4 protein-coding genes and 1 pseudogene are annotated in these 4,642 nt (G+C 63.9%); all 5 read right to left on the bottom strand.

Going from position 1 to position 4,642, the window contains the following annotated elements; translation table 11 throughout:
- The coding region (locus tag L995_RS02805) for a cytochrome c oxidase assembly protein (RefSeq protein ID WP_156135976.1) at positions 1 to 487 on the bottom strand (487 nt) is incomplete at its 3' end.
- Positions 488 to 515: 28 nt separating this feature from the next.
- The gene (locus tag L995_RS34175; protein WP_016450141.1) at positions 516 to 623 is read right to left on the bottom strand and encodes a cytochrome oxidase small assembly protein; all 108 of its coding nucleotides are present in this window, start codon (positions 621 to 623) and stop codon (positions 516 to 518) included.
- Positions 624 to 728: 105 nt separating this feature from the next.
- Positions 729 to 2,399 (bottom strand): cytochrome c oxidase subunit I, encoded by a 1,671-nt coding sequence (ctaD, locus tag L995_RS02810; protein ID WP_016450140.1) that lies wholly within the window; start codon positions 2,397 to 2,399, stop codon positions 729 to 731.
- Positions 2,400 to 2,434: 35 nt separating this feature from the next.
- A complete protein-coding gene (gene coxB / locus L995_RS02815; protein ID WP_016450139.1) occupies positions 2,435 to 3,616 on the bottom strand; it encodes a cytochrome c oxidase subunit II in 1,182 nt (393 codons plus the stop codon).
- A gap of 670 nt (positions 3,617 to 4,286) precedes the next feature.
- Positions 4,287 to 4,642 (bottom strand): annotated as a pseudogene (locus L995_RS02825) (biotin synthase); the annotation flags it as partial.

A 4,642-nucleotide genomic window follows, 5' to 3' on the forward strand; every position in this document is an offset into this window, starting at 1 on the left:
CCGCGTCGAAGGCCACCGGCCACTCGCGCTTTTCCCCTGGCTCCAGCGTGTACTGCGAAAAGCAGAAGCACTCGAGCTTGTTGAAATGCGCAGCCGCCTGGCGTGGCGCATAGCTCGGTATCGCCTGGGCCGCCATGCGGCGGTTCTGCACATTCTGGAATTCGTACATGACCGTGGCCAGCTCGCCCGGATGGACCTGCATGGAGCGCTGCGCCGGCTTGAAGTCCCAGGGCCCGCGCGCATTGGCGTCGAACTCCACGGTGATGGTGCGGCTCTTGTCCACCTGCGAGTTGGCCGGCAGCTTCACATCGCGCCCGGCCGTGCCGTTGCCCGGCACCTGCCGCTCGGACAGCGACAGGATGTTGATGCCCGTGAGCTCGCAGATGTGCTTGTAGATGGGGATCAGCACGTAGCCGAAGGCAAACATGCCCAGCGCCACCACGGCCAGCTTGCCCACCATCTTCGCGTTTTCACTGCGCACGCTCACGGATTGCCCTCCTGTTGCCTTCAAGCGCTCAATGGAGCACGGTGATCTTGATCACGAAGCCGGCCAGAAAGACCAGCGCCACCGATACCAGGATCAGCGCCAGCCGCACGTTGGCTTTTCGTTGCTGTGCATCCATTTTTCTGATCTCCATGACTACTGGCAATCTCTGAGACTGTCGCGCCCCACCCCAGGGGCACCGAGGAAGGGGGAAGGCGCGAAGCGACCCAGGCGGTGGTTCATTTCAGCCTATGACGCGGGTCGCCGTCGCATCCAGCTTGGGCGGCGTCTCGAAGGTATGGAACGGCGCCGGCGAGGGCACTTCCCACTCCAGGCCTTCGGCAGCCTCCCAGGGCTTTTGCGGCGCCTTCTCGCCCTTGCCGCGCATGGCGGGCACGACGACGAAGAGGAAGAAATACACCTGCATCAGGCCAAATCCCAGCGCGCCCAGCGAGGCCACCATGTTGAAGTCGGCGAACTGCATGGGGTAGTCGGCATAGCGGCGCGGCATGCCCGCCAGGCCCAGGAAGTGCATGGGGAAGAAGGTGATGTTGAAGAAGATCAGCGAGCCCCAGAAGTGGATCTGGCCGCGCGTCTCCGAATACATCACGCCCGTCCACTTGGGGGCCCAGTAGTAGTAGGCCGCGAACATGGAGAACAGCGATCCGGCCACCAGCACGTAGTGGAAGTGGGCCACCACGTAGTAGGTGTCCTGCAGCTGGATGTCGATGGGCGCCATCGACAGGATCAGGCCCGTGAAGCCGCCCATGGTGAACACGAAGATGAAGCCCACCGAGAACAGCATGGGCGTCTCGAAGGTCATGGAGCCACGCCACATGGTGGCCACCCAGTTGAAGATCTTCACGGCCGTGGGCACCGAGATCAGCATGGTGGCGTACATGAAGAACAGCTGGCCCGTGACGGGCATGCCGGTCGTGAACATGTGGTGCGCCCACACGATGAAGGACAGGATGGCGATGGACGAGGTCGCATACACCATGGACGCATAGCCGAACAGCTTCTTGCGGCTGAAGGCCGGCACGATCTGGCTGATGATGCCGAAGGCCGGCAGGATCATGATGTAGACCTCGGGGTGGCCGAAGAACCAGAAGATGTGCTGGTACATCACCGGATCGCCGCCGCCTGCGGGATTGAAGAAGCTGGTGCCGAAATGGCGGTCCGTCAGCGTCATGGTGATGGCGCCGGCCAGCACGGGCATGACGGCGATCAGCAGGTAGGCCGTGATCAGCCAGGTCCAGGCGAACATGGGCATCTTCATCAGCGTCATGCCGGGCGCGCGCATGTTGAGCACGGTGACGATGATGTTGATGGCGCCCATGATGGAACTGGCGCCCATGATGTGCATGGCCAGGATGGAGGTGTCCATGGACGGCCCCATCTGCAGCGTCAGCGGCGCATACAGCGTCCAGCCTGCGGCGGGTGCGCCGCCGGGCATGAAGAACGAGCCCACCAGCATCAGGCCGGCCGGGATCAGCAGCCAGAAGCTGAAGTTGTTCATGCGCGCGAAGGCCATGTCGGAGGCGCCGATCTGCAGCGGCAGCATCCAGTTCGCAAAGCCCACGAAGGCCGGCATGATGGCGCCGAACACCATGATCAGGCCGTGCATGGTGGTCAGCTGGTTGAACAGCTCGGGGTTGACGATCTGCAGCCCGGGCTGGAACAGCTCGGCGCGGATCAGCAGCGCCAGCACCCCGCCCACCATCAGCATGGTGAACGAGAACAGCAGGTACAGCGTGCCGATGTCCTTGTGGTTGGTGGCGAACATCCAGCGCCGCCAGCCCGTGGGCGTGGCGTGGTGGTGATGGTCGTCATGCCCGTGTCCATGCTCGTGCTCATGCGCATGTTCGTGGCCCTCGCCCGCAGGGCTGTGGATGGGGGGAAGTACGGCGCTCATGCTGTTATCTCCAATCGCTCATCTGTCTTGCGTGCTCACTGCGCAGGGAACTTGCCGGTGCGGGCGGCCACGAACTCGGCCGGCTGCACCAGCTGGCCGGTCTTGTTGGACCAGTGGTTCTTGGCAAAGGTGACCACGGCGGCCAGCTCGGTATCGCTCAGCTGCTTCCAGGCGGGCATGGCGCCGTTGGCACGGCCTTCCAGCACCACATGCATCATCTCGGCCGTGGGACCCAGGACCACGGGGCTGCCGTCCAGCGCCTTGATGGGACCGGCGCCCTTGCCGTTGGCCTGGTGGCAGGCCGCGCAGTTGGCCGCATAGACCTTCTCGCCGCGTGCGATCAGGTCTTGCAGGGACCAGACCTTGCTGGGGTCGTCCTTCTTGGCGGCGGCGATCTTCTTTTGCTCGTCCACCCAGGCCTTGTAGCCGTCATTGGACAGCACCTTCACGTGGATGGGCATGTAGGCATGCTCCTTGCCGCACAGCTCGGCGCACTGGCCGTAGTAGTCGCCGGTCTTCTCGGCGCGGAACCAGGTGTCGCGCACGAAGCCCGGAATCGCATCCTGCTTGATGCCGAAGGACGGCACCATGAAGGAGTGGATCACGTCGTTGGCCGTGGTGATGATGCGCACCTTGCGGTCCACGGGCACGACCAGCGGGTTGTCCACCTTGAGCAGGTAGTCGTTGGGTGCCTTGGACACATCGCCGCTGTCGGACAGCACGCGGTGGCTGCTGTCCAGCGTGGAGATGAAGCTCAGGCCCTCGCCTTCGCCGTTGATGTAGTCGTAGCCCCATTTCCACTGGTAGCCCGTGGCCTTGATCGTGACATCGGCGTTGGTGGTGTCCTTCTGCGCCACCAGCACCTTGGTGGCCGGCAGCGCCATGAGCACGACGATGATGAAGGGCACGACGGTCCAGACCACCTCGACCGTGGCCGATTCGTGGAAGTTCGCGGCCTTGGCGCCGCGCGATTTGCGGTGCTTCCAGATCGAATAGAACATCACGGCGAACACGCCGATGAAGATCACCGTGCAGATGATCAGCATCATCCAGTGCAGGTAATGCTGCTCGTGCGCGATGCGCGTGACCGCCGGATGAAGGTTGAGCTGATTGACGGCCGGGCCGCCTGGCAGATCTGTCGCCGCATGTGCAAGGGAGCCTGCCCCTGCCACACTCATCAAGCCCCAGAGAACCAGCCTGGTGGAAATGCTTTTCATAGTTTTCACTTACATCTAAGCCTCGGGTTATCCACTCGCTCCGCTGCGCCGGCGTGGGGGCCGCGCAGCCAGACCGTTCAACGCCTGCCCAAAGGGCAACTCCCGGCCTCAACTGTCCGAGCATGCATGAAAGCGCAGCAGATGTGCCTGCGCGCAATCACCAATAGCGTGCCAGCCGGCATCAACGGCAGCTCGGACGTGGGACCAGGATGGGGGCGGGCCGCCATCCCCGCCTGCGCCTGCAGGCGCATGAACTCGGGGGACAGCAGCAAAGTGGATGGGAGGATGCGCGCGCGCCGGCCCTTCAGGGCATGTGTGCCGTGTGTGCCGTGCGGGCCGGGAGCGGATGGAAAGAGGCAGCGCATGCGGCCCAGCAGTGCGGGCAGCAGGGAACACAGGGACAGAAAGACCAGTGCCCGCTCCCAGAGGAGCAGGCACTGCTGCAGCCGGTGATGATCAAACTTGCGGGCGGGCCACTCTTGAATGCGCCGGCCCGTTCTCGTTCCCGTGGCAAAGCGAAACACCAAATCGTCTCCCCTTTCGGCCTGCGGACCGCTGGTCTTTTCCCGGCCCGGGAGAGCGAGCCCAGGGAAAAGCTGTTGTCTCTGTCAGCTCGGGAAAAGTGTAGACGTTTTTGTTTTCGATCAATGACTGGAAAGCGACATTCAGGCTATCGCAAACCCGTGTTGCGCGGCTGGCGCAGCATGCTGCGCATGTCCTCCAGCGACACGGCGCTGCTGGACTCCAGGCGCACGCGCGGCTGCGGCTTGTAGGCATGGCCGTAGACGATCTCGAAGGTCAGCGCCAGCTGTCCGTCGGGGCCGGCCAACCGTTCGCGCAAGGCGTCGTGCAGGCGCTGCTGCCAGCGGCGGCCGCGCAGCGCGGCAAAGCGTTGCGGATGGAAGTTGCGGCCCAGCTCGCGCAGCTCCTGCAGCAGCCGCTCGGGCGTGGCAAAGGTCAGCGTGATGTGCTCCATGTCCATCACCGGCTCGCTGAAGCCTGCGTGCACCAGCATGTCGCCCCAGT

The sequence above is a fragment of the Delftia sp. ZNC0008 genome (assembly GCF_000799035.1).
GTDB classification, from domain to species: Bacteria; Pseudomonadota; Gammaproteobacteria; order Burkholderiales; family Burkholderiaceae_C; genus Comamonas; species Comamonas tsuruhatensis.

What these genes read in the sequence shown, in the direction of transcription:
- L995_RS34175 (WP_016450141.1), bottom strand. Translation starts at nt 623, where the DNA reads ATGGATGCACAGCAACGAAAAGCCAACGTGCGGCTGGCGCTGATCCTG.
- ctaD (WP_016450140.1), bottom strand. Translation starts at nt 2,399, where the DNA reads ATGAGCGCCGTACTTCCCCCCATCCACAGCCCTGCGGGCGAGGGCCAC.
- coxB (WP_016450139.1), bottom strand. Translation starts at nt 3,616, where the DNA reads ATGAAAAGCATTTCCACCAGGCTGGTTCTCTGGGGCTTGATGAGTGTG.